We start from the raw sequence: 26092 nt of genomic DNA, 5'->3' as shown, positions 1-26092 counted from the left end.
CGCCGCCATAGCCCGAACCGGTGCCTGGTGCCTGCTGCGATCCGGCTGCCGGGTGTCAGCGAGGCGAGTCGGTCACGGTGCCGTGCCCCAATCTCAGCGTGCACCCCCGCGCCCGAGGCCTCGTTGTCCCTCCGAAGGTCGTTGCCGATCCGGCAAGTTTTCTCGCCAGCGCCGCAGAACAAGGGGCACCATGCCGGTCGAGCCCGATCGATCGTGAGGACGTGAGCGTATGAAGCACATTGAGCGCCCGGACGCGGCAACACCGGCCGAGTTCTGGGAGAGTCTGCACCAGCAGGTGGCCGCCGCCCAGTGGGAGGTGCGCGTCAACCCGATCCTTGCCGTAACGGTCGGTGACCTTTCCCCGGGTGCTGCTCTCGACCTGGGCTGCGGCCAGGGCGGCGACAGCCTGTGGCTCGCCCAGCGCGGCTGGCAGGTCACCGCGGTCGACATCGCCGATGCCGCCCTGCAGCGGGTGAATGAGCGCGCCGCCCAGCAGCGACTGGGCGACAGGATCCGTACCGAACGGCATGATCTGGCGGATTCCCTACCCCGGGGCACCTGGGACCTGGTGAGCGCTCATTACCTGCACAGCCTCTTCGACTTCCCCAGGGCCCGCATCCTGCGTGATCTCGGCGAGCAGGTGAACCCCGGTGGCATGCTGCTGATCGTCGACCACGGTTCGGTAGCACCGTGGTCCTGGAACCAGGGGGCCACGATTCCCACCCCGGACGAGACCCTGGCCGGTCTGGCCCTCGATTCCGCGTCCTGGCATGTGCTGTGCTGCGAAGCCCGCGATCGGACGGCCACCGGCCCGGGTGGCCAGACGGCCGAGGTGACCGACAATGTGATCGCCTTGCGCAGGACGGACTGACCTGATCTTCGCTGCGAAGGTGACCGCCGTCGGCTCGGCCCGCGCGAACTGGCCCACGACGGCGTCATTCGGGTCGGGGAGAGCGTTCCGCGTTGCCGGAGGTGAGCGTCACCCGGCGGGCCAGGTCGTCGCCGGTGATGAGCAGGGCCGCCGGGTTCGGCTGGCGCTACGCCGCTGACGCTGGCGGTTCGTGGGCGAGGAACCGGCTCCGCTGCTGGTGGAGGGTCGGAACAGGGAACTAAAGCCGTCCACGGCGCGACCAACCCGACGTGATGACTGACGTTTCCGACGCCGGGATCGCCGGGGTGCGCACCCGGATGGTGCTGGTCATCCTGTTCGACGGAGTGCAACCGATCGACGTGGCCGGGCCGGTCGACGTGTTCACGTCGGCTGCCCGCTTCGTGGGTGACGCGGACACCCCGCCGTACGTCATCCGGACCGCCTCTCTCGACGGTGGGGCGGTCCGGGCCGCCGGTGGTCTGCGCCTCGTCCCCGACGGCGACCTGGGCGGCGTCGAGGATCCGGACCTGCTGGTGGTGCCGGGCGGGCCGGGCGTGGGAGACGTCGACGACCGGCTCGTCGCCTGGCTCGCCGAGCGTGCTCCCGGCATCCCGCGGGTGGTATCGGTGTGCACCGGGGCCTACCTGCTGGCCAAAGCCGGTCTCCTGGACGGTCGCCGGGCCACCACCCACTGGGAGGCCTGCGGTTACCTGACCGAGATGTTCCCCCGGGTGGCGTTCGACCCGGACGCCATCTTCGTCCAGGACGGGACGATCTCCACGTCGGCGGGGGCGACAGCCGGGGTCGACCTGGCCATGGCGCTGGTCGAGGAGGACTTCGGTCGTGCTGCTGCTTTGGGTATCGCCCGGCTGCTGGTGTGCTACTTGCGCCGGCCGGGCAATCAGGCCCAGCTCAGCGTCCAGCTCTCGACCCAGATCGCCCGGACCGAACCGCTGCGCGAGGTGCAGTACTGGGCCGCCGCGAACCTGGCGGCCGACCTGTCCGTTCCGGCGATGGCGGAGCGTGCCGGGCTGTCCCCACGGCAGTTCGCCCGGGCGTTCGGGGAACAGGTCGGGATGCCACCGGGCCGGTACGTGGACCTGATCCGGCTGGAGGCCGCGAAGCGCATGCTGACCGACACCACGGATGGCGTACTCGGCATCGCTCACCGTTGTGGCTATGGGTCGGCGGAAGCGATGCGCCGGGCGTTCCTGCGCGAAATCGACATTTCGCCGACCGAATATCGCCGTGCGTCGGCGAAGGAGCCGGTGATCCCCGACGGATCTCCGCCGATGGCAGATTTGTTGGCCGGTACGTCATAGGCGTGAGCGCGGGTCGCTTCTAAGCTTCCTGACATATGGCGAAATGAATACTTTCACGCCATTTTCAGCTTTCCGCACACGCTTCATGACAGAGATGTGAGCTCGACGTGACTCTCGTTCCAGATCGGATTGTCCGTACCACGCTGGCCATCGGCCTCGTCGTCGCGCTCGGCGCCTGCTCGGGGACGACGGTGCCGGACGCTCCGGTCGCATCGGCCGGCGCGTCGGTCGCCGTTGGTCCCCGAACCACGTATCCGCTGACGATCGACAACTGCGGCCGTGAGGTCACGTTCTCCCAGGCGCCCCGCCGGGTCGTGCTGCTCAACGGCGCGTCCGTGGCCGAAGTCGAGTCGATGATCGCGCTCGGTGTCGAGGCAACCATCGTGGCCAACAGCCAGAGCTACGGCGTCTCCGACGACCCGACGATGGTCGAGCGGATCACGGCCATCCCGACCGGCGGGCTGAAGCTGAACAAGAACTTCGAGGTCCCCCGCGAGCAGGTGATCGCCCAGTCACCGGATCTGGTGATCTCCACGTGGGCGGGCGGGTTCGACGACAAGATCGGCTCGATCACCCGCGACGAGCTCGGTAAGGCCGGTATCAACAGTTTCGTGTCCCCGTCGAACTGCGCCAACGGTGCGACCTCGCCCCGACCGCAGGACACGGCCACGTATGCGAAGCGGTCGGTCGAGTCGTCGTACGAGCTGCTGAACCAGCTCGGGGTCATCTTCGACGTCCAGGGCAAGGCGGCGCAGGTCGTGCAGGACTCGCGTGCGGCGCTGGCCGCCATCCCGTCGCCGACCGGGGCACCCAAGCGGGTGCTGGCCGCCTATCCCAGTATGGGGTCGGCGATGGGTCTGAAGGTTCCTGCCGTGTTCGGCGGCGGCATCTTCGACGACATCATCACCCGAGCCGGAGGTGTCAACGCGTTCGGCGGCCTGACCGATCAGCAACTCACCGCGCTCAACGTCGAGGCCCTCGCCGCAGCGAACGTCGAGGTGCTGGTGATCGGCCTGTACCAGCCGGACGACGACGCCAAGAAGTTCGCGGAGCAGCTGTTCGCGCAGTATCCGCAGTGGCCGGCGTCGAAGACCAAGACCTACACGTCGGTTTCCGACAGCTTCTACCTCGGACCGCTGAACGCGGTCGCCGTGAAGAAGATCAGCGATGCCGTCCACGCCGCGAACTGACCGTACCCGACCGGAAGCCGCCCGCGCCCACCTCGTACCCGATGGCTCCGTTCCGCTGCTGATCGTGCTCCTGACCGTCGCGGTCGTGCTGGCCGCGGCGGTCGCGATCGCCGTCGGCACGGTACCGGTCCCGCTGGGCGACGTGGTCGCGGTGACCTGGGCGCACCTCACACCCGGAGACACCGAGCGCAGCCTGCTCTACGACCAGATCGTGTGGGACTTCCGCGCGCCCCGGGTGCTGCTGGCCGGGGTCGCCGGCGCGGGTCTCAGCGTCGCCGGAGTATGCCTGCAGGCATTGGTGCGCAACCCGCTGGCCGATCCCTACCTGCTCGGCATCTCGGGAGGCGCCTCCATCGGCGCCGCCCTGGCGCTGAGCTTCGTGCCCGCGGCGATCGCCGGACTGGGTGTCTCCGGCGCGGCCTTCCTCGGGGCGGTGGTCAGCGTCGCCCTGGTCGTGGGGCTGGCACAGCGGGCCGGCCGGGTCGCGCCGGGGCGGCTGATCCTGGCCGGAGTGGCCGTGGCCTACCTGGGCAGTGCCGTCACCAGCTACATCCAACTGCAGGCCAACCCGGGCGAACTGCGCGGCATCCTGTTCTGGGTGCTCGGCTCGGTCGCCGCAGCGTCCTGGCCGGACCTACCTGCGCCCACCGTCGCCCTGGTGGTCTGCCTGCTCTGGCTGCTGGTCGACGGCCGCCGGTTGAACGCGCTGACGATGGGCGAGACGTCGGCCGCCGGGCTGGGGATCGACGTCAACCGGCTGCGCCTGGGGCTACTCGCGGTGGCGTCGCTGCTGACCGCGACGATCGTCAGCGTCGCGGGTGGGATCGGCTTCGTCGGCCTGCTGGTGCCGCACGCGGTCCGGCTGCTGGTCGGCCCCGACCATCGCCGGGTGATCCCGGTGTCGCTGCTGCTGGGGGCGGTCTTCCTGATCCTCGTCGACCTGTTGTCGCGCACCCTGGACCGGCCGAACGAGATGCCGATCGGCATCTTCACCGCGGTGCTCGGCGCGCCCTTCTTCCTGTGGCTGCTGCGCAGCCAGTCCGGGGCGGTGCGATGAGGGTCACGGCGACCGGCGTCTCGGTGACCATCGACGGCACGACCATCCTCGATGACGTCTCGTTCACCGCCGCCGACGGCCGGGTGACCGGACTGATCGGGCCGAACGGATCCGGCAAGAGCACACTGCTGCGCTGCCTGTACCGCATCATCCGGCCGCAGCAGGGCACCGTGCACATCGGTGAGCACGACGTCTGGCGGGTCCCCGCCCGCCGGGCCGGCCAGTTGCGGGCGGTGGTGGCCCAGGACCAGGAACTCGACAACGAGTACGCCGTCCGCGACATCGTCGCCATGGGACGGATCCCGCACCAGCGGCTACTCGAACGGGAGAGCACGGCCGACCGCGCCATCGTCGACGAGGCGCTGACCCGCGCCCGCATCGAGTGGGCCGAAGGCCGGCGCTTCGTCACGTTGTCCGGCGGCGAACGCCAGCGGGTCCTGCTCGCCCGCGCCCTCGCCCAGAACGCCCCGGTCCTGCTGCTCGACGAGCCGACCAATCACCTCGACATCGGCGCGCAACTGGAACTGCTCGAGTTGATCCGCGAACTCGGGCTCACCACCGTCGCGGCCCTGCACGACCTCGACCACGCGATGTCCTACTGCGACGCCGTCGTGCTGCTGCACCACGGCCGGGTCGTCGCGGCCGACGATCCCGTCACCGTGCTCACCCCGCAACGCCTGGCCGACGTCTTCGGCGTACGGGGAGCGACGACCACCCACCCACTCACCGGCCGGCCGCACCTGGTGTTCGCGGCGCCCCCCTCCGAACGGGAGACCTCCAGATGACCACGCAGAGCCCGCCCGGCGAGCCTGTTCCCGACGCCAGGCTCACCGCACCCCTCGAACCACCTGCGACCGGCACCATCACCGTGGCCGTCGTCCTCTCGCCCCACGCGGAACTGGTCGACTTCGCCGGCCCGTGGGGCGTGTTCGAGTACGCCCGCCTCGACGACGGGCGCACCCCGTTCACGCTGACCACGGTGGCGGCCACGACGGACCCTGTCCCGATCTCTGGAGGCATGGTCGTCGTGCCCGGTCACGACGTCGACACAGCGCCTGCGCCGGACATCGTGGTCGTCCCGGCCCTGGACACCGGCAAGCTCGCCCCCGAGGTGCTGGACTGGCTGCGGCGCGTCCATCAGGACACCGCAGTGACCATGTCGGTCTGCAACGGATCATTCGTGCTCGGCCAGGCGGGCCTCCTCGACGGCCGGACCGCAACGGCCCACCACAGCGCCTACCAAGCCCTTCAGACCATGTTTCCCGCCCTCACCGTCGTCCCCGGGGTCCGCTACGTCGAGGACGGCCGGCTCGCCACCGCCGGCGGGCTCACCTCGGGCACCGACCTCGCCCTGCGGATCGTCGAACGCTACTTCGGGCGCACCGTCGCGCAGCGGACCGCCACCTACCTCGAATACCAGGGCACAGGCTGGATGCACCCCGACAGCAACGCCGAGTTCACCCAGCCCGCAGTGGTAAACCCGGAACAGCCGGTGTGTCCGGTCTGCCAGATGCCGGTGGCCCCCGACACCCCGATCACCCTCGAACTCGATGGACGTACCTGGCACTTCTGCGGCGACTGGTGCAAGGAGCAGTTCCGGGCGGCACCGCAACGCTTCGCCATCGCGGACGGATCGTGACATGCAGGTCGCCATCGTCGTCTATCCCGGCTTCACGGCGCTCGACGTCCTGGGGCCGTACGAGGTGCTGGGTCGTCTGCCGGACACCGAGGTCGTGTTCGTTGCCGAGCGCCCAGGCTTGGTCGTGAACGACCTGGGCAGCCTGTCGGTCGACGCCGCCGCGACGTACGCCGACGTGTCCGACCCGGACATCGTGCTGGTCGGCGGGGGAGCGGGCCAGCAGGACCAGATGGCCGACGACGGCCCGCTGCTCGAGTGGTTGCGGGCCGTCGACCGGACCACCACGTGGACCACGTCCGTCTGCACCGGCGCGTTCGCGCTGGCCGCCGCCGGACTGCTGACAGGCCGACGGGCGACGACCCACTGGGCCGGGCTCGACATGCTCACCGGCTTCGGGGTGACGCCCGTGACGGACCGGGTGGTGATCGACGGCCATTACGCGACCGCGGCCGGGGTGTCCGCAGGCATCGACATGGCGCTGGTCCTGGCCGGCCGGATCATGGGTGACGAGGCCGCGCAGACCGTGCAGCTGATCATCGAGTACGCCCCGGAGCCGCCGTACCAGGCGGGCTCCGTAGACACCGCGCCACCGTCCGTGGTGGAGCGAGCCGGCCGCATGCTGTCGCCTTGACCGATGCCACTCTGCTGCGTGGACCGCCAAGACCGTCTGGTTCGGCGTCACCCACCGCACCTTCACACACGGCCAGGAACTTAATTCTCCCGGCCGACGACTGAATGTACATCGATGGGTTTCGGGAGGTGCTCCTCATGAGGCGACGGGGAGTGCTGGCGGGCAGTGCGGCTGCGGGCGTGGGCACACTGATCGGCGCACAGACGGCTGAGGCCACACCGCGTGGTGCCAAGGGTTCTCTGCGAGTGCGCATCGTCATGTTCGACGGTGTCGAGGAACAGGACTTCATCGCACCACAGGAAGTGTTCTCCCTGGCGGGCTGGTACAGCAGCAGAAAGATCGACACCGGCTACATGGTGCTTGGCAGGCCGCGCGTCATCACTGCCGCGTTCGGCACTCGCGTGACGGTCGACCGCGGCTGGCGGCCCGAGGAAGCGGATCTGATCGTCGTGCCCGGCGGTGGCCGTCCCGGAGAGCCCGGCATCTGGGCGGAGATCAACCGTGGGGCACTCCCGAAGGCGCTCGCTGCAGCACGCCGCCCGGGGCTCACCATCACCTCGCTCTGCACCGGCGCGATCATCCTGGCCGCCGCCGGTCTGGTCACCGGCCGTCCCTGCACCACCCACACGGTCGCCAGGAAGGAACTGGCCGCGCGCGGCGGTGTCGTCAAAAGTGCGCGCGTCGTAGACGACGGCGATCTGGTCACCGCGGCCGGCATCACGTCCGGCTTGGATCTGGCGCTGCACCTCGTCGCGCGCGAACTCAACGCGGACGTCGCGGTCCAGGTCGAAGAGGCTCTTGAATACCAGGCGCGGGGCACGGTCTGGACCAGGTAGGGCACCGGCGACGGTAGCGCCACCAAGACATCGTCCCGGCTTGTTCGTCAACGTCAGGGGGCTGGGAGGGTATGGCACCCGGCTGAATCCCGGCAGTTATATCCGCTCAGGTCAACAGGGTGCGCCAGTAGAACCAGAACTGCTCGCCGATGAGGGCGACGATGATGAGGTACCAGACGGTGAGGACGACGGTGTGATACCGGAGGAGGACAGCCCCCCGGGAAGTGAACAACTGCTCGTGATGGACGTTGCGCAGGGTGACATACCAGAAGATCGCGATGGTGACGACCCACACCACCATGCAGTACGGACACAGCGCGCCGATACGGTAGAGGCTCTGGAAGATCAGCCAGTGCACGAACCCGATACCGAACGTCACGCCGAGTTGCAGGCCCAGCCAGAACCACCGCGGGAGTCGGGCGCCGGCCAGGACCGCGACACCGATGGTGGTCACCACACTGAACCCGACGATACCGATCAAGGGGTTGGGGAAACCGAACGCGGCCGCCTGCGGCGTGGTCATCACCGAGCCACAGGACAGGATCGGGTTGATGCTGCAACTGGGCCGATAGCTCGGATCGGTCAAAAGGTTGATCTTCTCGATGGTCAGGGTCAGCGCTGCGGCGCTACCGATCGCACCGCAGACGGCCAGCACCCAGCCGATGATGCGCGCCGCGAACGGCACCGTCGGATCCGCTGGAGCGGCCGCCGGGCCGGGAGCGGCCGTGACCTGCCCGCTCATCCGGCGAGTGCTGCGTCGACGGCGGCCTTGAGCCCGGCGTACGTGGCCTGCCCGTCGAAGCGCTGGCCATTGATGAAGAACGACGGGGTGCTCTGGACCCCGGCGGCGGTCCCGTCGCTCTGGTCGTCACGGATACGGGCCGCGGTGCCCGGGTCGTCGCGGTCGGCGCGGAACTTCGCCAGGTCGAGGCCGAGCTGCTGGGCGTAGCCCTCGAAGACGGCCGACTGGTCCTGCTGCTGCCCGCCCCACGTGGACTGGTTCTCGAACAGCTTGACGTACATCTGCTCGAACTTGTCCTGTCGCGCGGCGGCCTCGGCGGCGCGGGCGGCGTTCTGTGCGTTGGCGTGCTGGGTTAGCGGGAAGTTCCGGACCACATAGGTGATCTTGCCCGCATATTCCTGGCGGAGTCTCTCCACGCCAGGGAACGCCTGTCCGCAGGACGGGCACTCGAAATCGAGGAACTCGACGATGGTGACCTTGCCGTCCTCGGCGGCGGTGAGCCGGTGGCTGTCCGCCCTCACCACCCGGTCGCCGGCTGCCTGCCGAGCCTTGTCACTGCTGTTCTGGACGAAGACGAACAGCCCGGCGAGTCCGGCGAGCACGATCGCCAACAGCCCGAAGGTGATCCTGGTGTTGGTGCTCACCCGTCGGGCGCGCATCGCCTTGGCAGCATTGTCAGACGCCTTCCTGCTGCGCTCTGGTCCGGAACCGCCAGTCCTGCCGCCGTCGGCGGTCGGCCTGTCGGGGCGGTTGCGCTTCTTCGACATCCGTGGACCTTCCACCCGAGGCTTCGTCGCACTGCCGCCTTCGGGCGGGTGCTGACTCATTGGTCGTTTGAGACCCTGCTGGAGTTCCGGCTCGTGCGACGACCGGTCAGATCCGGATGGCCGTCGACAGAGTCGGGAGGGCGCCCGAGTCCGTGTCCAGCTCGAAGGACAGCCGCCAGACGTGACCGGGGGTGAGTGCCACGTGTCCGATCGCGGTTTGAGCGGTGAGCGCCAGAACCTCGACGTCGGTCCGCAGCTCGGGAGCGGTGGCGTCCACAGCGGTGGCCGCCCAGCCGCGGATCTCGTCGGCGGGGCCGCCGTCGTTGGTCCAGCACAGGTGCAGGAGGGGAGACGCGGTGTCGCGCTGCAACCACACGTGCAGAGTGTGGCCCTCCCCGCTGATCGCCACCGACTGACGCTTGGGACAGAACGCGCGGTCGCGGGCTGCCTGCGCGGTGACCGGTGGCACCGTCACCGCGGCGATCAGCGTCAGTGCGAGGGCGGACACCGCGAGCACGGCTGGCCATCGCTGCTGCCGCTGCGGCCCGGTGACCGCCTCGTGACGCTCACGGGCACGAGGCGCGCAGCTGAGGACATGACCGAGATCCTGAGTCTTCCCCGTGGCACAGCCGGCCGTCCGGTGACTCAGCCGCAGACCGGGGCCATGTCGCCGCCCGTGACCGCGTACCGCTGTGGTCGCCGTGACCGCTGGTGCGGTCACCTGCCGGCGACGAGTCGTCGGGTGTCGAGGGTCGGGGTGGCAGAGGGCGGGGCCGGTTGCGGCGGGGTCCGGCTCCGCGCACTGGCCAGGCGACGATGGCACCTCGGTCTCCACTGAGGTGTCCCCGGGTAGATCAGGAACACGTCGCCCGGCCGTCAGGAGCAGGCAGACCGTCACGGCCAGACCCACCGCCAGGATGTGTACGCCCGTCATCCGGTACCCCCCCGCCGCGCCCCGGTACGGCATGCGCCGACCGCTGGTGGGGTAGTCGCACCGCCGACCCCGCTGGTTCCCGACAACCGGCGCGCACCACCGGTCTCGCCGCCCTGACCAGATGCGACGTCCGGCGAACTGATCACGGCAACGGAAGTGACCAGCCGGCATCGGATTGGGCGTGCTGCTGGCCCACCAGACGCGGGGTTCGGCCGCCCGTTCGGCGGACGAACGGCCGAACCCTGTCAGTGCGTCAGCTGCCGGCTGGCGCGGGGGAGGTGGGGACCACGGCCGGACGGCGTCGTCGCGACACCGCGCCCGCGATGACGTCGATGACGAGGAACGCGAGCAGGGTGATTCCGAACAGGGGCAGCGCCCAACCGATTGCCACGGTCACCGGCACGCCGATGAGCAGGACCCAGAGCGGCATGCCGCGGACGCCGCCGCGAGCCGGCGGGGTGCCGGCGAGGGCACGGCGGTCGGCGCGGGTGGGTCGGCGCTGCCACCACATGCGGTAGCCCCAGACGATGACGCAGAGCAGCCCGAGGGCCAGCGCGGCGAGCAGGATCTGGTTGACCAAACCAAACAGGAGACCCATGTGGGCCTGGATACCGAGAGCACTGAGTTTCGCCAGCAGTGGCCAGTCGGCGAAGTCGCTGCGGGCGGTGACCTGACCGCCGGCCGGGTCGACGGCGACGCGGTCCTTGGCGACGGGCCAGGTGTTGTCGACCTGCGTGACAGTCCAGGCCGAGCCCGCCTCGGCAGCCGGGGCGATCTCGACCGGGCCGTTGAGGCCGGCCGTACGGGCGGCCGCCGCCACCCGGTCGAAGGCCGCCGACTCGACCACGCCGCCGGCCCCACTGGCACCGTGCTGGTGGCCGCCGCCGGTCTCGGCCGGCTCGTCCGGGACGGTGGTGAGGCTGGTCGAGATCTCCGGGGCGCGGGCGCTGAGCGCGTCGAGGCCGGCGCCGAAGTTCGCCCCGGCGTAGCGGGACCAGGTGAGTCCAGTGGCGGAGAGGAACAGCAGGCCGATAGTGAGCCAGATGCCGGTGGTGGCGTGCCAGCCCCGGGTGCGGCGGACGCCCTTGCCGGCGGACAGGTCCGGTACGAGCAGGTGCCGGGCGGTGGCCCGGGAGGCGCTGCGCCGGCGCCACCACAGGATCACCCCGCCGAGCGCGATGACCCACAGCCAGCTCGCGGCCAACTCGGAGTAGTGCCGGCCCACCACGCCCAGGTGCAGGTTGCGGTGCAGGTCGTCGAGCCAGGTGGTGGCCGGGGTGGAGCCGAACCAGGTGGTCAGCTGGCCCTTCACCTGCGCGGTGTACGGGTCGACGTAGACGGTGTGCTGCTTCTCGCCGAGCTCTGGCAGGGCGAACGTCACCCGGGTGGTCCGGTCACCGTCACCGGGCTGCACGGTGGTGATGCTGCCCTCCGGGTGGGCGTTGCGGGCGGCACCGACCTGCTCGGCCAGCGGCAGCGGACGGTCACCCACCTGAGCGACGGTCAGTTGATCGCTGTAGAGGATCTTGTCCAGTTGCGGAGTGGTGGTGTAGGCCAGCCCCGTCAGTGCGGCGACCACCAGGAACGGAGCGACGAGGATACCGGCGTAGAAGTGCAGCCGCAGCAGCAGCGCACCGAACGGTGACGTTCGTCGGGCCGGTCGGGCCGGTGTTTCGGTGGCTGTGGCGGGTTCCGGCGTCGACGCGCCGGACAATTCGGTGAGAGACATGTTCGTCCGATCGGCATTGGCGAGAAGCACCCCCTGCCAGGGGGTGCTTCTCCTGCTGGCATGGTCGCCCGGTGGTTCGTTGCGTCGCTCCGGCTTGGAGAGGTAGTCGGAACGCGAGCCCTCAAGGTTCCCGAGAATTTCCCGGGACGGCGCCAGGCCGCAGCGCTGTCAGTGCTGGTCGGGCCCGGCCGTGCGCCGCGGGCCACTGTCGGCTTGTCCGGACGCGGCGAGGAACGCGTTGTAGCGGGCGAGGTCGTCCTCCTCGCCGGTTGCCTCCGCCCGGTCTGCCGCCCGGTCGAGGCGGGCCTGCTCGCGCACGTCGGCGCGGATCCACTGACGAACGAGGATGATCATGACGACGACGGCAGGTAGCTCACCGAATGCCCAGGCGATGCCGGCGCCGAGGTTCTGGTCGGCCAGCAGCGACGACGCCCAGGCGGGGTGGACGGCGATGTACCAGTCGGGGGCGATGACGGTGGTGGTCTGCATGAGGACCAGGCCGAAGAAGCCGTGCGCCATCATCGACGCCAGGTGGATGATCACCAGCAGGGGATGGGGGAGCCGTCGGCGACCGGGGTCGACACCGATGAGCACCCAGAACAGCAGGTAGCCGGCGACCACGAAGTGGGTGAGCATCGCCAGGTGACCGAGGTGGGAGCGCATCAGCACGCCGAGCAGGTCGCTGAAGTACAGGCCGAACAGGCTGGCGGTGTAGATGCCGAGCGCGACCAGTGGGTGGGTGAGCAGCTTGGTGACCGGGCTGTGTACGGCGATCAGCAGCCATTCCCGGGCGCCGCGTACCTGTGGGTCGGCCGGTCGGCGCAGGGTGCGCAGGGCGAGGGTGACCGGTGCGCCGCCGACCAGCAGGATCGGCACCAGCATCGACAGCACCATGTGTTGGGCCATGTGGGCGCTGAACAGCACGTACGCGTAACGGGCGACACCAAGGTTGGTGGTCGCGGCGAGCAACAGCAGCCCGCCCGCCCAGCTTGCCGTCCGGGCGAGGGGCCAGCGGTGCCCGGCGACGTGCATCCGGCGTACCCCGGCCAGGTACCCGCCGACGCCGACAGTGCACAGGGTCAGGAAGAACATGTCCGGCAGCGGCTGCCCGAGCAGGTCGCCCGCGGTGGGTGCGGCAGGCATCGGGAAGCCGAGCAGCTCGGTGATCGGGTCGGCGTCGACGCCGGAGACCGGGACGGGGGTGGGGCTGCGCGACAGTGCCACGGCAAGGCCCACGGTGGCGGCGAACACGATCAGTTCGCCGGCGGCCAGTCGGCCGAACGCCCACCGCCTGCCGGCGCGCAACGCCGGCAGGGTACGGGAGCGGTGTGCCGCGCCGAGCGCGCCGAGGATCAGCAGGGCGGCGAGCTTGCCGAGGACCAGCCAGCCGTAGCGGGACTGCCAGAGCTGGTCGACCGTGCCGAGGCGGACGGCGGCGTTGGCCAGCCCGCTCACCGTCACGGCCACGACGCAGCCCAGGGCCAGGCGGCTGTACCGGGCGGCGGCCTCGGCCAGCAGTCGGCTGCGCCGCACCATCAGCAGGGCGAGGAGCCCACCGATCCATACCGCAGCGGCGAGGACGTGCAGGGCCAGGCTGGTGACCGCGATCTGGTGGTTACCGGCACCGGCGGAGTGGCCGGTGAAAGCCGGAGGTAGCACCGCGATCAGGGCCAGGATCGTGACCGTCGCGGCGAGCCCTCGGGACACCCCGGAACGGGCCAGCAGCGCCACGGTCAGGGCCAGCCCAGCCTGCAGCATCAGCGACTGGCCCTGCGAGATCATGGTGGCGAAACTGACGACCGTCGCGGGCTTGAGCGTCTCCAGCGGCTGGCCGAGCAGGTCGGAGACCGTCAGCACCATCAGCGACAGCGCCGCCACCGCCCAGCCGAGCGCGGTGAGGCTCGCTCGCCGTAGCAGCAGGTAGCCGTGGGGCGAGACGGTGCGCCCGTCGCCGGGCAGCAGGAATGCGGAGGTCACCAGCATGCCGACGGTGACGGTGGCGAGGCCGTCCCCGAGGAGCCGGACCGCCGGTAGCGCCCAGGTCGTGGCCGGTCCCGCATCCGGGAGGCCCGGAATCGCGGCGGCGAGGGCACCTCCCACCCGCAGGCCCAACAGCAGCAGAGCGACCCCCGAGGCGCAGCTGGCGACAAGAATCAACCAGTCGAACGCCGGAGATGTGGTGGACCGGGGCCGGCCGATGGACATCGCGGCCGGCCCCGCTGGCGCCACGACGCTGGTCTGGGCGTTACCAGGTCCGTCGGCGGCGACCTGCGGGGAGTCTGTGTCGGACACGTGTGGACCTTGACCTGTTCAGTGGTGATGGGACTCGACCGCGGAAGGAAGCTCTGGTCAACGACGGTTCGCTCGCCGCCGGAGGAACAGCCCACCAACCACCGCGACGACGATGGCCGTCGCACCGCCAGCGACGAGGACGCCAGCGCCCGGTCCATCGTCGTCCTGCACCGACGCCGCCGCGGACGGCGCGTCGGTCGTTGTGCCGACGATCGGCGCGGCGCTGGAGTTGGGGTCGGCCACCGTGAACGGGTAGGACCCCTGGACCGGGTGCCCGTCGGTGGAGACGACCCGGTAGGCGACGGTGTAGCTGCCGTTGGGCAGTGCCTCGGTCACCTGGACCGATCCTTTCGCGCCGCCGACCACGGGGTCGCCTGTGGGTACCTTCCGCTTGGCGGCGTCGGTGAGCACGATGGTGGTGAACGTCGGGTCCAGCCGTTCGACGAATTCGAGCACGATCTCGGTAGGGGCGTTGGACAGCGTCGACTCCTGGGCCGGCGCCGCCGACCGCAGCGTGTTGTGCGCCCACGCCGGGCTGGCCGGAATGAGCAGCGCCACGACGACGGCGAGCACCGCTGCGCCGAGTCGAACGGCGGTGTGCCGGGAGGACGGTACGGTCATGAGGAAACTCCGGTGGGCGTGGTCATCCGAGTACCTGCTCGCCGATCCATCCCCCGGGTTGACAACCGGGAGGGATGCCGAAGACGGCGGACCCGATCGGGGTGGTCCACTCGTTGAGCAGATCCCGATCGGCCAACCGGCGCTGGATGGGCAGGAACTGATCGGTGATGTCGGCCTGGTAGGACGCGAAGATCAGGCCGCTGTCCGCGTGACCCTCCGCCGTCGGCGCATCGTCGTAGTTGTAGGGCCGGCGCAGGATTTTGAGCCGGTCGTCGGTGACGTGTGCGCGGGTCATGTGGGAGAAGTCGGGGATGACGGTGAGGCCGTCCGGGCCTGTGGCGGCGAAGTCGGGCTCGTCGTGTTCGGCCGTACCGGTCAGCGGTGCGCCGGTGTCGAGCCGGCGGCCCACGGCGAGTTCGCGGTCGGTGCGGCCGAGCAGGTCCCAGGTCTCCAGGTTCATGCTGATCCGTCGCAGCACCAGGGTGGTGCTGTCGCGTAGCCAGGCCGGCCCGTCGGCCACGAAGACGGCCGTGTCCATCGGGGCCCCCGGCTGGGGGTTGGCGGTGCCGTCGAGTTGACCGAAGAGGTTGCGCTGTGTGTGGCCGCCCGGCTCGACGCCGGGGCTGCGCCGGAAGCCCTGTTGCACCCAGCGCACGGTCGCGAAAGGCCGGCTGTCCTTGATCAGAACCCGTTGGGCGTGGGCCACGGTGATCGCGTCGTCGGCGCAGATCTGCAGCAGCAGGTCACCACCGGACCAGGCCGGCTGGAGCCGGTCGATGCGGAACGATGGCAGGTCGGTGACCGATGCGGGCCGGCGGTCGTCGACGCCGGCGGCCCGGTAGAGGCCCGGCCCGAAGCCGAAGGTCACGGTCAACCGTGCGGGCAGCAGCCCGAGTTCGGCCTCGGTGTCGGCCAGAGCGGGTCGGCCCTGGGTGAGCCGGGCCGCGTCGTCGGTCAGCAGCCGCAGCCACCGACCCAGCGCGGCCCGGTCCGTGCCGGCCCGCAGCGTCAACGCCACGAACGACCCGTGCGCCTGCGGTTCGGTGGCGATCCCGGCCTGCCGGACGCCGTAGAAGGGCTCGACCAGGCCGCCGACGTTCGCCACCGGCGTCGTGTCGGCGGCGTCCACCGATGGAGGGCTGGTCTGCCCTGCGCGGGTCGCGACAACGGCTGCCCCACCGGCCAGTACCCCACCGGCTGCCAGCGCGCCGCCGGTGAGCAGGCCACGCCTGCTCACCGGGCGGGCAGGTGGTGTCTGCGTCACGATGCCGGGGTCATGGTCATCCCCGGCGTGGCGCTCATGCCGGGCATCGGCTCGCCGTGCCCCGGGGCATAGGTCTCCTGCGCGCCGGTGAACGGCTTGGCGACAGCGGTGAACTGCTGGGTCTTGCCGTCGGCAAAGGTAAGCGTGAAGGTCAACTCGTCCCCGGCCTGCACGGGCTTGGCCAGATTCATCAGCATCAGGTGGTCACCGCCGGGCTCCAGCGCGTGCGTGCCCTTGGCCTTGATCACGATGCCACCCTGCTTCTGCTGCATGACCATCTTGCCGTCCTTCATGGTCATCTCGTGCAGTTCCATCGGTGATACCGAGGTCGCGGCGCTGGTCAGCGTGACATCGGTGTCGCCGTCGTTGACCAGGGTCCCGAAGGCCGCGGTCATTCCCTTGTCAGCCGCCTTCACCCACGGGTCGCGAATCGTGACCACACCAGCAGCGGCACTGGCCGACGCGGATGGGCTCGGCTGCGCGGTCGACGACGAGTCGGACGAGGCGCACCCGCCGGCACCGACTGCGACGAGCACAGCTGCGGTGGCGAGGACAACGGCCGAGCGTCGACGCGATCCGAAAGGGCTGGTGGTGCGCATGAATTCTGCCTCCGATGGTTGCTTGCTGCTTCGTTGGTCGGTCGCCGTAGCGCGAAAGTTCCGGGCTGGCGGGTAATGGCCGTCACGTGGTCACGGCTGGCGCGGCGAACGGCTGGCGCAGTGGTGGGGTGTTCTCGCCGTTCAGGCCGCTGACCTGTCGCTGATCCGCGCCGTGCCCGGGTGGGGCGGTGCCAGCCGCAGCCTCGGCCGGGTGGACTGTGGTTCGTCACCCGCCGCCAAGCGCCAGGCGGGGCGGGTGGTCTGGCCGTGCGTCGGAGGCTCGTCACGGTGCCGGATGGTCTGCGACAACGCGACGACGATCAGGTACCCGGCGAGCAGGAAGCCGTGACTGACCAGGCGGGAGGGCTCCACCCGGCCGGTCATCAGGTCATTGACCGAGAGCAGCATGAGCGTGCCGACGAAGGCACTCAGGGTTGGCAACAGCCCGGTGGGAGGCGTACGCCGGGCTGCCACGAAGAGGAACCCGGCGCCGACGGCGATGTTCCATGCGGCGGCCTCGTGCCACAGGTGCCCGGAGCCGAGGGCGCCGAGGGCGTCGTGGGCGTGTGGGGCGGTCGGGCCACGGCCGATCTGCGCCAGGCCAAGCATCAGCTGGAGAGCGCCGATGAGGGCGAGCCCTGCGCGCAGAGTGAGCACGAGGCGTTCTCGCAGGCGTCGAGGCGCCGAGGGTGCGGCAAGGATGACGTTGATGGGATCGGGGCCGGGCGCGGTGAGCGTCAGACGGGTGCGTCGGGTCACCGCGGCGGCCTGGTCGTACCATCGCCGGCAGGTCGCGCAGCCGTCGAGGTGAGCGTCGGCCCCGGCTTGCTCGGAGGGGGTCTCCTCGCCGTCCAGTTGCGCCGACAGGATCTCCCGCCACTGCTCACAACCCATGTACCGGTAGTCGGGTGATGGCGCGTCCTGGTTCCCGGGACAATCGGCGATGTCGCGTCCTCGTGCCGGTCGCCGTTCAGCTTGCGGCTGTACCGCGTTGTCGCCGCACCGGCTGAGGGCATGCGTTGACTGCGGTAACCAGGTCTTCCCGAGCCCGTGCCACGCGGGAGCGGATGGTGCCGACGGGGCACCCGCACACCTCGGCGGTCTCGGCGTAGGACAGGCCGAGGATCTGGGTCGCCACGAACGCTTCGCGTCGGTCCGGCGCCAACGAGAACAGGAGATCGTTGAGCACGACCGCACCATCGAAGGCGCTGCCGCCAGCGTCGGGGACATCATGGCGATCCGACAGCCGGGTGGTACGTGGGCGTCGCGTCGCCGCGCGTACGTGGTCGACCGCGACCTTCCGGGCGATCCCGAGCAGCCAGGTCCTGGCCGACGAGCGCGCGGCGAATGACGGCAACGACCGCATCGCTCGCAGATACGTCTCCTGGGTCAGGTCGTCGGCCTCGGAGGGGCTGATCAGGTGGGCGACGAACCGCCATATGTACTGCTGGGTCGCCCGGATGAACCGGGTGGCCGAGTCCTGGTCGCCCCGGCCCGCCGCGAGAGCCCAGGCGGTGATTTCCGCGTCGTCGTCGGTCACCTGGTACCTCCGTGTCCGGTTTTGCCCGGGCGTCCTGAATCACCACGAACCGATCGACGTCGACGACGGGTTCGGGTAGGTCGCCGAATGAGCCTACGGCACCGCTTCGCCTACCGGTACGGACAAGATCCGTTCAGCGGATCAACGTGCGGCGGTTGTTGTCGCGGGCTGCTTCGCTGCCTCGCCGGCGGTCACGGCCGCTGGTCGCCAGCGGAACAGACGAAGGCTGTTGAGCACGACGAGCAGGCTGGAGCAGGCCATCGCGGCGGCGGCGAGCATCGGGGTGACCAGACCGACAGCGGCCAGCGGGATCATCAGGCTGTTGTAGGCGAACGCCCAGAACAGGTTGACCTTGATGGTTCGCAGGGTGGCCCGGGCCAGGGTCAGCGCGTCGACCACGGCCGTGAGATCCACGGTGCCGGCATTCGCGCGGACGATCGTGACGTCGCTGGCCTCGATGGCGATGTCGCTGCCGGTGGCGATCGCCACGCCGAGGTCGGCTTCGGCGAGGGCGGCTGCGTCGTTGACTCCGTCGCCGACCATGGCGACCGTCGCGCCCTCGTCGCGCAGCCGCCGGACGGTGGCAGCCTTCGCTTCGGGCGTGACCTCGGCAATGACCTCCGTCAACCCCACCTGGGCGGCGACGCCTCCCGCCGCTGCGAGGCTGTCACCGGTCAGCAGGACCGGTCGCAGGCCAAGCGCGCGTAGCCGTCGTACCGTCGGCCCTGCGGACTCCCGCAGCGTGTCGGCGATGGTGATCCAACCACGAAGCTGCCCGTCCCATGCGACGTAGACCACCGTGTCCGCCGTGCCCGTCACCTCGTCGACACTGATGCCGTCCAAGGCCAGGAGCCGGGCGTTGCCGATGGTCACCCGGACCTGGTCGACGGTGCCGCGGGCCCCGAGCCCCGGCTCGGCGCGGAAGCCATCGGCCTGCGGCAGGTCCCGCCCGTGCTCGGCTCCGGCGGCGATCACGATGGCGTGGGCGACCGGATGCTCGGAGCACGCCTCGACCGCGGCGGCCAAGCGCAGCAGGTCGCTGCTGTTCACCTCGGGGAGGGGATGCACGCCGGTGACCCGCATCCGGCCGGTGGTCAGGGTGCCGGTCTTGTCGAGCACGATGGTGTCGATGCGACGGGCCGACTCCAGCGCCGCCACTCCGCGGATCAACACACCGAGTTGTGCGCCGCGACCGGTGCCGACGAGCAGCGCGGTGGGTGTGGCCAGGCCCAGAGCGCACGGACACGCGACGATCAGCACCGCCACGGCAACCCCGACCGCCGTCGCGGTGGGGGCGAGGACCAGCCAGCCGGCAAAGGTGGCCAGAGCGATCACCAGCACGAACGGGACGAAAATGCCCGCGACCTCGTCAGCGAGGCGCTGAATCCGGGCCTTGCCCGCCTGTGCCTCGGCCACCAGCCGGGTGATCTGCGCGAGCCGCGTGTCGGCACCGACCCGACTCGCCCGCACGACGAGCCGACCGCCGGTGTTCACCGTGGCACCCGTCACCGCTGAACCGGGGCCCACCTCGACCGGGACGCTCTCCCCGGTCAGCAGGGCGACGTCGACCGCGCTCACACCAGCCTCGACCACCCCGTCGGTGGCGATCTTCTCGCCCGGGCGGACCACGAACAGGTCACCGACCCGCAGGTCGGTGATCGGGGTTCGCCGTTCGGTGCCGTTCGCGTCGAGGACGGCGACATCCTTCGCGCCCAACTGGGCGAGGGAACGCACGGCAGAACCAGCGCGGTACCGGGCCCGCGCCTCCAGCCACCGCCCGGCCAGGAGAAACGTCACCAGAGCCGCGCCGACCTCGAAATACAACGGGTGGTCGTGTCCGGAGAACCAGGACAGGCTCATCCGCAGCCCTGGCCGACCGGCAGGTGTGGCCAGCAATGCCCACAGGCTCCACAGGAACGAGACCAGCGCGCCGAGAGAGACCAGCGTGTCCATCGTGGCGGCGCCGTGGCGGGCGTTGGTCAGCGCCGCCCGGTGGAACGGCCAACCCGCCCAGGCCGCGACCGGCGCGGTCAGCATGGCGACCACCCACTGCCAGTACGGGAACTGGGCGGCTGGTGTCATCGAGACCACCACCACCGGGACGGCGAACGCCGCCGCGACGAGTAGCCGTCGCCCCATGTCGCTCGTGACGTGGTCGCCGTCCTCAGCAATGGTCGCCGGCGCGGGCGGCCGGGCGGTGTAGCCCATCGCGGTCACGGTCGCGACCAGGTCCGGCACCGCAACAGCCGGAGTGTGCTCGACCGTGGCGATGGCGGTGGCGAAGTTGACCGTAGCCCGTACGCCGTCGATCCGGTTGAGTTTGCGTTCGATGCGGTTGGCGCAGGCCGCGCAGGTCATGCCCCCGATCGTCAGCGACGTGAGCAGTTGGTCGACGGTGGTGGTCACGCCGGGCTGCCGGCCAGTTCGAAGCCGGCCTCGTCTACCGCCCGTTGCACCTCGGCCAGCGGCAATGCCTCGACGCTGCGAATGGTGACACGGCCCGCCTCGACATCGACCTCGACGGTCTGAACGCCCGACAATGCGGTGAGTTCTGAGGTGACGGACTGGGCGCAGTGCCCGCAGGTCATACCCCGAACCTGGTACGTGGATTGCACGATGACCTCTTTCGAGTCAGCCGGATCCGCACGATGTGCGGCGGAGAACGGGTACGGCACCCTGCCCTGGTGTCGACCCTGGGTGGCGCACCGCGGATGGTCCTGCGGTGGCGTGTCCCGGCTCCGCATCATGGTACGCGGGAAATGTCGACGCGGTTCAGCGGATCGTGCTCATTCGCCCGACATCTGATCGAGAACCAGCAGAGTCTCGCGGCGCAGCGTGCCGCGCCGGACGTCGCGTTCTCGGGTGGCGAGGGCGGCCTCCAGCACGTGGGCGTCGAGAAGGGGGCGGTGCACGCACCAGCCGGCCGGCCCGGATGGGAGAGACGCCTGAGCGCGGACGAGCCGGAGGCGATGTGCGTTGCCGTTCCGTCCGACCGTACGGGCCAGCGGCGGGCCGGGGCCGAGGATTTCGTCCAGCCCGGTGGGAGAGAGCAGCATCGACGTGCCGAGGCTGATGGATTCTCCGTCGGCGAGCCGGCGGGCGATGTGGCCCGAGTGCTGCTGGCTGGACCCGAGTAGGTCGAGTCGGCAGCGTACGGCCATCCTCAGCCGGTGCGCGACGAGCGGTCCCGTGATGGTGGCCGGTGTCTCGGCGGCGGGTGGCGTCCAGTACTGCTTGTCGCGAACCGCTCCGTCGTCGTACAGCAGCGCCCCGGTAGCCTCGGGCAGGAGGATCGCGGCAGCTTTCCCGGGACGGGTGCCTGCGACCCCATCACCGAGCCAGAGCCGGCAGACTCCCGCCACATCGCCGGCGACGTACGTGCCGTACGGCGCGCGGACGAAGGTGAGGTAGCTGCCGGGCAGTCGAGCCAGCGCGCCGAACGCATGACGCCGCACGGCCTGGCTGAGCTGCTCGGTGAGGAGTCGGGGTGACAGGGGGCAGGGACCGAGCAGGACCATCCGGAAGCCCGGAACGTCGATCTGGTGCACCGCCCGCTGTGGCCACCAGCCGGTGAGCCACGGGTTGCCGGAGATCGGATCGAGCACGGTCCGGCGGGGACCTGGCGACCGGTCGTCGATGGCGTCCGAGGGACGGTGGCTCATCACCCAGCATCGGGTGCCGGGGATGGCGGACGTCAATCTAGGCGGAGGCCACGTCGTCCAGCGCGCCCGAGCGGGCGAGACCGACGATGTCGCTGAGCTGGCCGCCGCTGAGTCGGATCGCGTTGCCGAAATCGTCGGTGATGACGACCCGCTGCTCGGCCGGCGCCTCGGGATCGATGTACAGCTCCGGGCATCCGCAGTTGCAGTTGCCGCACAGGGTGAGCACGTGTACCAGGCCGTCGGCTGCCATGTGAGCCTCCACTCGTCGAACGTCGCTGTTCACGCTAGAACGGGTCGATGCGTTCCTGCCCTGACCGCTCGGTGTTTGTCAGCGGGCGACTATTCCTTACGGGAGGGGAACCCGGTGGCGGCGGCATCCGACTACCTCCGAATGTGCGGGTGGTCGGGCTACCGACGTGACTTGCCGAGGGTCCGGTTGAGCAGACCCAACAGCAGCGCCGCCGCACCGAGGACGACACCGGCCACGGCGACGGCCAGCGCGACCCCGGCCGGCCGGTCAGCGGCGGCCGCCGGCAGGGCCGCAGTGATCGGCATCCCGTGTTCGTCGACGCCGCCGGCCGCCGCCTCGGTCAGGCGCAGGACGATGGCGGGGTTCTCCGGCTCCGGCCCGCCCGCCAGGGGTTCCTCGATCCACCGGGAGATGACACCATCGGCGTACGTCTGGAGCGCCTTGAACACGACGCGGTCACCGGTGGTGGGCAACGGGCCCACGGAGACGCTGAACTCCTGGAACTGGCTGCCGTCAATGGCATCCTCGGCGGTTGCTGCCGTCCAGGTCACCGAGGTGATCGCCTCGGTCACCGTTGCCGAGCCGACCTTGACCGGCGCGGCCAGTGGACCGTCCTCGACGGTAGCCCGCCACCCGGCCAGCTTGTGGACCGCCGCCGAGGTGATAGGCGTGGTCTCGGGCATCACGATGCGTACGCTTGTCGTCGCCGCCTCGGCGCGCTCGTTGGGTACCCGGAACGTCAGAGTGGTGAACCCGCCCGGCGCGGCCTGGGCTGGGCTTACCGAGACGTGCGCCTGCGCCGGGCCAACCGGCGCGATCGCGATCGCCGCTCCCGCGAGCAACGCCAGGGCGATCCGGCCCGGTACATGCCGTCGCATCGTTCATCTCCTCATGCTGGGCGTGCCTTCGCTGGCCTTCAGCGGCGGCTATCGCACGATGTTCATCATGGCGGGGAGCCCGTCGGATGGCGTGTTGGGGGTGCGCCAGGCGATGTGGGCGTCCGGTCGTACCAGGAGGCCACCGGTGTCGTGCAGGCCGCACTGGTCGAGGAAGACCGTCCGCGCAGATGGCGACATCACCCGGTCGAGGTGGTGGACGGTCAGCGGAAACCCGACCTCCCGCTGCGCGGTCGAGGCCCAGCCTGCGGCGGGGCCGGCGAGCAGGGTGAAACCGTCGCCGGCGACCATGTCGAGGGTGGACCGGGTCTGTTCCGGGTCGAGCCAGACGTGGGGGAGACGGTGGCCCGGCCGGCCGGTGGGGACGTAGTCGGCCACCGGATCCCCGGCAGGCGGGTCGGTGCCGTCGGCGATGACGGCGGCGGAGGTGTAGTGGTAGCCGAGGACGAGTCCCTCGCTGGGCCGGCCCCGCGGTGGCGCTCCGGTGTGGCGCGCGTCGATGGTGTCGGTCAACCGCAGGTGGCTCTCGACGGCGCTGGCGAGCGCGACCGGTCGGCGTTCGGGATCGTAGGTGTCGAGCAGGGCCGGAGCGGCCCAGCCGTGATGGACGGCGGCGAGTTTCCAGGCCAGGTTGTCGGCGTCGGCGATGCCGCAGTTCATCCCGAAGCCGCCGTACGGGGTGGTGACATGGGCGGCGTCACCGGCGAGGAACACCGGGCCGTGTCTGAACCGGTCGGCGACCTGTGCCGAGGCGTGCCACACCTGCCGACCGACCAGGCCGACGGCGAGGTCGGGCAGACCGGCGGCGGCACGGATCAACGCGACGCAGTCGCCGTCGTCGAGACGATCGAGGTCAACCTCGTCACCGTCGGCGACGAGATTCAACAGCCATCGGCGCTGGTTGTCGACGGCGAGGAACGCGCCGTGCAGGCCCGGTTGGTCGATCGTGTAGACGGCGCACGGCCGATCGGCGATGTGCTGGCCCAGGTCGGCGTCGAAAAGGATGTTCAGGTTGCGGGAAACGCCGGACGGACCGGCCATCGCGATGCCGACCCGCCCGCGAATCCCGCTACGAGCACCGTCCGCAGCCACGAGGTACCGCGCACGCAGCCGCTCATGATGCCCACCGGCCGACATCTCCACGGTAACCCCGTCGGGGCCTACGGTGAGGTCGACGAGTTCCGTGCCGAACCGGATCCGCCCAGGCTGGAGCCGTTGCGCGTACGCGCGGAGCAGCGGTTCGAGGCGGTCCTGCGAGCAGAGCAGCGTGTAGGTGGGGCTGGGCACCGCCGGCCGAGCGCCCGGGCCGGTGACGATGCGGCTGCCGGACGGGTCGGTGAGGGTGCGGCCGAAGTAGAAGGCCAGATGCTCGCGGGGCAGGCCGACAGCGGTGACGTCCTCCTCAAGCCCCCATGAGCGGTAGATCTCCATGCTGCGGATGCTCAACGCCCGCCCCTTGGGGAAGGCCGCGGTATCCGAGTGACGCTCGACCAGCGTAGCCGCAACGCCCAGCTGGGCGAGCCGGATCGCCAGCCCCAAGCCGGTCGGACCACCGCCGACGATCACCACGGGAACCACTCGTCCTCCTGACGATAGGGGCCGGTGGAGGTGCGACCGCCGCACCCCCACCGGCCGGACCGACCGGCGTCGCTCAGGGTTTGAGCGCCGCAGTCAGTCGTTCAGTGTTGGTCTTGAACACCCCGAGCAGGTCCAGATCGGTGCCGGGGTAGTTGACGACATCGACGCGGGTGGCGCCGGGGATGTCGGGATTGGCGCCGGGCAGGTGCGCGTTGGCCAGCACAAGGGTCGGCTTCTTCGCAGTCAGCTCGGCGAGCTGGCTCGGGGTGACCGGCTGCGGCCCATACGTGCCGACCACACTGATGCCGGCGAAGTCACCCCAGTACGCCATGAACAGGTGCGACACCGCGGTCGGCGCCGGGTTGGGGAGGGCAGCCTTCGCCTGTGCGGACAGCCTCGCGTACTCGGTGGTGAAGGTGGAGTTCCAGGCGGTCGCCGCGTCGCCGGTGCCGAACAGGCCGGCGAGCCGGGAAACCTCCGAGGTGATCTTGCCGGGGGTGTTCTCCAGCTGCACGGTGACGAGCTTGCCGGTGCCGCCGGCCGCGTCCTTGAGCCGGGCGGCGAAGCCATCGAACTCGGCGTACAGGATGTAGTCGGCGCCAGCGACGGCGGCGAGGTCGCTGGGCTTGGGGTCGTAGTCCGGTGGGTGCTGCACGTTGGCCGGGGCGACCACGGTGATGTCGGTCGCCCCGGCAGCCTTGGCCAGTGCGCCGACCCAACTGGTGGAGGCGACCACCTTCGGCCCCTTCGCCGCCGGCGTCGCGCTGCTGGCCGGTGCCGCGTCGTCAGTGCTGCCACACCCGCTGGCCAGCAGCGACAGGGTCGCCACCGCGGTCAGTGCGGCGGCCCGGATCAATCGCATCACGTGCTCCTTCAGGAATCAGATAGGTGAGCAGGGTCAACGTCCCCGCCACCAGAACGAGGACAGGACCAGGTGGCTGGTCGATCAGCAGGGCCACGGCGAACCCGGCGGTGTTGCCGACCACCCCGAGCACGACGGCCCAGAGCACCATCGATCGCAGCGATCGGCCGAGGTTGCGGGCACCCAGCGCCGGAAGAATGGTCAGCGCGTCGACCAGCAGCGCGCCCGTCAGCCGGATCGACGCGCCGATCGCCACGGCGACGACGACGAGCAGCGCCAGCAGCAGCGGCCCGGCGGCGACACCGGAGCACAGCGCCAACTCCCGGTCGAACAGCAACAGCGCGAGCTGTCGCCGCCACCGCCAGAACAGGACGTGCACCACGACGGTCAGCGCGCCCAGGACGATCAGGTCGATCTCGCGGGTGGCGAGGATCGATCCCCAGAGCAGCTCGAACGCCCCGGTGGCGTTGACCCCGGACACCGACAGCACGAGCAGGGCGGCGGCGATGGCGAAGGTCATCAGCAGGCCCATCGCCCCGGGCAGGCCGGTCGGCCGCCGGGCCAGCGGGGCGACGCCCGCGCCGGCGAGGGCGCACGCGGCGAGGCCACAGAGCATGGGGTCGAGGCCGGCGAGCAAGCCGACAGCGATGCCGAGCAGCGCCACGTGCATCATCGCGAACCGCACGGCGATGATGTCCAAGCCGATGATGAACACCCCGACGATCGGGAGGCCGACGGCGGCGATCAGCAGGCCGATCGCGGAGCGCTGCACGGCCGGCAGAGAGAGCAGGTCGAGGAAGCCGTCCACGG

Annotated in this window: 26 protein-coding genes; 8 read left to right on the top strand and 18 right to left on the bottom strand. The window is 70.4% G+C overall.

Going from position 1 to position 26092, the window contains the following annotated elements; translation table 11 throughout:
• The first annotated feature begins 229 nt into the window (after positions 1-229).
• The 8 genes from ACN265_RS19475 (at position 230) to ACN265_RS19440 (ending at position 7546) form a co-directional block, all read left to right on the top strand.
• A complete protein-coding gene (locus tag ACN265_RS19475) occupies positions 230-871 on the top strand; it encodes a class I SAM-dependent methyltransferase (RefSeq protein WP_421408865.1) in 642 nt (213 codons plus the stop codon).
• Between the two features lie 272 nt (positions 872-1143).
• A complete protein-coding gene (locus tag ACN265_RS19470; protein ID WP_421408864.1) occupies positions 1144-2193 on the top strand; it encodes a GlxA family transcriptional regulator in 1050 nt (349 codons plus the stop codon).
• 314 nt (positions 2194-2507) lie between these two features.
• On the top strand, positions 2508-3383 hold the full coding sequence (locus ACN265_RS19465; RefSeq protein ID WP_420118069.1) for an ABC transporter substrate-binding protein: 876 nt from the start codon (positions 2508-2510) through the stop codon (positions 3381-3383).
• A 64-nt stretch (positions 3384-3447) separates the two neighbouring features.
• Positions 3448-4440: a FecCD family ABC transporter permease gene (locus ACN265_RS19460; RefSeq protein ID WP_421408863.1), complete on the top strand. Its 993-nt coding sequence runs from the start codon at positions 3448-3450 to the stop codon at positions 4438-4440.
• Positions 4437-5225 (top strand): ABC transporter ATP-binding protein, encoded by a 789-nt coding sequence (locus ACN265_RS19455; protein WP_421408862.1) that lies wholly within the window; start codon positions 4437-4439, stop codon positions 5223-5225. The genes ACN265_RS19460 and ACN265_RS19455 overlap by 4 nt, the downstream gene beginning before the upstream one ends.
• Entirely contained in the window at positions 5222-6079 is an 858-nt protein-coding gene (locus ACN265_RS19450; RefSeq protein WP_421408861.1) for a DJ-1/PfpI family protein, read from the top strand. Before ACN265_RS19455 ends, ACN265_RS19450 begins: the two co-directional genes overlap by 4 nt.
• A 1-nt stretch (position 6080) precedes the next feature.
• On the top strand, positions 6081-6710 hold the full coding sequence (locus ACN265_RS19445; protein ID WP_421408860.1) for a DJ-1/PfpI family protein: 630 nt from the start codon (positions 6081-6083) through the stop codon (positions 6708-6710).
• Between the two features lie 245 nt (positions 6711-6955).
• On the top strand, positions 6956-7546 hold the full coding sequence (locus ACN265_RS19440) for a DJ-1/PfpI family protein (RefSeq protein WP_421408859.1): 591 nt from the start codon (positions 6956-6958) through the stop codon (positions 7544-7546).
• Positions 7547-7652: 106 nt separating this feature from the next.
• Here ACN265_RS19440 and ACN265_RS19435 read toward each other — a convergent pair whose 3' ends face one another.
• The 18 genes from ACN265_RS19435 to ACN265_RS19350 form a co-directional block, all read right to left on the bottom strand.
• Positions 7653-8288, bottom strand: a complete 636-nt coding sequence (locus ACN265_RS19435; RefSeq protein ID WP_421408858.1) for a vitamin K epoxide reductase family protein — start codon at positions 8286-8288, stop codon at positions 7653-7655.
• Positions 8285-9055, bottom strand: a complete 771-nt coding sequence (locus ACN265_RS19430; RefSeq protein WP_421408857.1) for a DsbA family protein — start codon at positions 9053-9055, stop codon at positions 8285-8287. The genes ACN265_RS19435 and ACN265_RS19430 overlap by 4 nt, the downstream gene beginning before the upstream one ends.
• A gap of 106 nt (positions 9056-9161) precedes the next feature.
• Positions 9162-9572, bottom strand: a complete 411-nt coding sequence (locus tag ACN265_RS19425; protein ID WP_421408856.1) for a hypothetical protein — start codon at positions 9570-9572, stop codon at positions 9162-9164.
• Between the two features lie 670 nt (positions 9573-10242).
• On the bottom strand, positions 10243-11718 hold the full coding sequence (locus tag ACN265_RS19420) for a PepSY-associated TM helix domain-containing protein (RefSeq protein WP_421408855.1): 1476 nt from the start codon (positions 11716-11718) through the stop codon (positions 10243-10245).
• 168 nt (positions 11719-11886) lie between these two features.
• The gene (locus ACN265_RS19415; RefSeq protein WP_421411535.1) at positions 11887-13923 is read right to left on the bottom strand and encodes a cytochrome c oxidase assembly protein; all 2037 of its coding nucleotides are present in this window, start codon (positions 13921-13923) and stop codon (positions 11887-11889) included.
• Positions 13924-14067: 144 nt separating this feature from the next.
• A complete protein-coding gene (locus ACN265_RS19410) occupies positions 14068-14631 on the bottom strand; it encodes a copper resistance CopC family protein (protein WP_421408854.1) in 564 nt (187 codons plus the stop codon).
• 22 nt (positions 14632-14653) lie between these two features.
• Complete coding sequence (locus ACN265_RS19405; RefSeq protein ID WP_421411533.1) at positions 14654-15868, bottom strand: Dyp-type peroxidase; 1215 nt, start codon at positions 15866-15868, stop codon at positions 14654-14656.
• A gap of 23 nt (positions 15869-15891) precedes the next feature.
• Positions 15892-16494, bottom strand: a complete 603-nt coding sequence (locus ACN265_RS19400; protein ID WP_421408853.1) for a copper chaperone PCu(A)C — start codon at positions 16492-16494, stop codon at positions 15892-15894.
• Between the two features lie 141 nt (positions 16495-16635).
• Positions 16636-17388, bottom strand: coding sequence for a zf-HC2 domain-containing protein (locus ACN265_RS19395; RefSeq protein WP_421408852.1), 753 nt, complete (start codon positions 17386-17388; stop codon positions 16636-16638).
• A gap of 76 nt (positions 17389-17464) precedes the next feature.
• Positions 17465-18034: a sigma-70 family RNA polymerase sigma factor gene (locus ACN265_RS19390; protein WP_421408851.1), complete on the bottom strand. Its 570-nt coding sequence runs from the start codon at positions 18032-18034 to the stop codon at positions 17465-17467.
• Between the two features lie 141 nt (positions 18035-18175).
• The gene (locus tag ACN265_RS19385) at positions 18176-20440 is read right to left on the bottom strand and encodes a heavy metal translocating P-type ATPase (protein ID WP_421408850.1); all 2265 of its coding nucleotides are present in this window, start codon (positions 20438-20440) and stop codon (positions 18176-18178) included.
• On the bottom strand, positions 20437-20652 hold the full coding sequence (locus ACN265_RS19380; protein ID WP_421411531.1) for a heavy-metal-associated domain-containing protein: 216 nt from the start codon (positions 20650-20652) through the stop codon (positions 20437-20439). The genes ACN265_RS19385 and ACN265_RS19380 overlap by 4 nt, the downstream gene beginning before the upstream one ends.
• Before the next feature lie 168 nt (positions 20653-20820).
• A complete protein-coding gene (locus tag ACN265_RS19375) occupies positions 20821-21696 on the bottom strand; it encodes a hypothetical protein (protein ID WP_421408849.1) in 876 nt (291 codons plus the stop codon).
• Positions 21697-21733: 37 nt separating this feature from the next.
• Positions 21734-21946 (bottom strand): hypothetical protein, encoded by a 213-nt coding sequence (locus tag ACN265_RS19370; RefSeq protein ID WP_091285924.1) that lies wholly within the window; start codon positions 21944-21946, stop codon positions 21734-21736.
• Between the two features lie 158 nt (positions 21947-22104).
• Complete coding sequence (locus tag ACN265_RS19365) at positions 22105-22824, bottom strand: YcnI family protein (protein WP_421408848.1); 720 nt, start codon at positions 22822-22824, stop codon at positions 22105-22107.
• A 48-nt stretch (positions 22825-22872) separates the two neighbouring features.
• A complete protein-coding gene (locus tag ACN265_RS19360) occupies positions 22873-24420 on the bottom strand; it encodes an FAD-dependent monooxygenase (RefSeq protein ID WP_421408847.1) in 1548 nt (515 codons plus the stop codon).
• A 73-nt stretch (positions 24421-24493) separates the two neighbouring features.
• The gene (locus tag ACN265_RS19355; RefSeq protein ID WP_421408846.1) at positions 24494-25282 is read right to left on the bottom strand and encodes a metal ABC transporter solute-binding protein, Zn/Mn family; all 789 of its coding nucleotides are present in this window, start codon (positions 25280-25282) and stop codon (positions 24494-24496) included.
• Complete coding sequence (locus ACN265_RS19350) at positions 25206-26090, bottom strand: metal ABC transporter permease (protein WP_421408845.1); 885 nt, start codon at positions 26088-26090, stop codon at positions 25206-25208. Before ACN265_RS19350 ends, ACN265_RS19355 begins: the two co-directional genes overlap by 77 nt.
• Between the last annotated feature and the right edge of the window lie 2 nt (positions 26091-26092).

Source organism: Micromonospora sp. WMMD730, assembly GCF_049178955.1.
Taxonomy (GTDB): domain Bacteria; phylum Actinomycetota; class Actinomycetes; order Mycobacteriales; family Micromonosporaceae; genus Micromonospora; species Micromonospora wenchangensis.
The sequence above is the reverse complement of the archived record's forward strand: the minus strand, read 5'-3'. Positions and strand labels throughout refer to the sequence as shown.